Source organism: Actinoplanes couchii, from assembly GCF_016862075.1.
GTDB lineage: Bacteria > Actinomycetota > Actinomycetes > Mycobacteriales > Micromonosporaceae > Actinoplanes > Actinoplanes couchii.
Map to the genome: position 1 here is coordinate 1 of NZ_BOMG01000195.1, position 829 is coordinate 829.

1 protein-coding gene is annotated in these 829 nt (G+C 61.5%); it reads left to right on the forward strand.

All coding sequences use genetic code 11. The annotated features are described in order from the left end of the window. Positions 1–829, forward strand: an 829-nt coding sequence (locus Aco03nite_RS52455) for a beta-ketoacyl synthase N-terminal-like domain-containing protein (protein WP_203810796.1), incomplete at both ends; no start/stop codon positions are given.

An 829-nucleotide genomic window follows, 5' to 3' on the forward strand; every position in this document is an offset into this window, starting at 1 on the left:
CGAGCCGATTGCGGTGGTGGGTCTTGGTTGTCGTTTTCCTGGGAATGTCGTTGATGGTGCGTCGTTGTGGGATTTGGTTTCTGCGGGTGAGTGTGTGGTGGGTGATTTTCCGTCGGATCGTGGGTGGGAGGTTTCGGGTCTTTTTGATCCGGTGCCTGGTGTTCCGGGGAAGTCGTATGTGCGGTCGGGTGCTTTTGTTGAGGGTGTTGCGGGTTTTGATGCGGGGTTTTTTGGGATTTCGCCGCGGGAGGCGGCGTCGATGGATCCGCAGCAGCGTTTGTTGTTGGAGGTGGCGTGGGAGGCTCTGGAGGATTCGGGTATTGATCCGTTGTCGTTGCAGGGTTTTTCGGGTGGGGTTTTTGCGGGTGTCATTGCGCAGGATTATGGGGTGTGGTCGCCGGGTTCTGGTGAGGCGGCGGGTGGTTATCTGTTGACGGGTTCGACGCCGAGTGTGGTGTCGGGTCGGGTTGCGTATGTGCTGGGTTTGGTGGGGCCGGCGGTGTCGGTGGATACGGCGTGTTCGTCGTCGTTGGTGTCGGTGCATCTGGCGGTGCAGGCGTTGCGGTCGGGGGAGTGTGATCTGGCGCTTGCCGGTGGTGTGACGGTGTTGAGTTCGCCGGCGATTTTTGTGGAGTTGTCGCGGCAGCGGGCGTTGTCGCCGGATGGGCGGTGTAAGGCGTTCGCCGAGAGCGCGGACGGTACCGGGTGGGGTGAGGGTGCCGGTCTGGTGGTGTTGGAGCGGTTGTCGGATGCGCGGCGTAATGGCCGGCGGATTCTGGGAGTCGTTCGTGGTTCGGCGGTGAATCAGGATGGTGCGTCGAATGGTTTG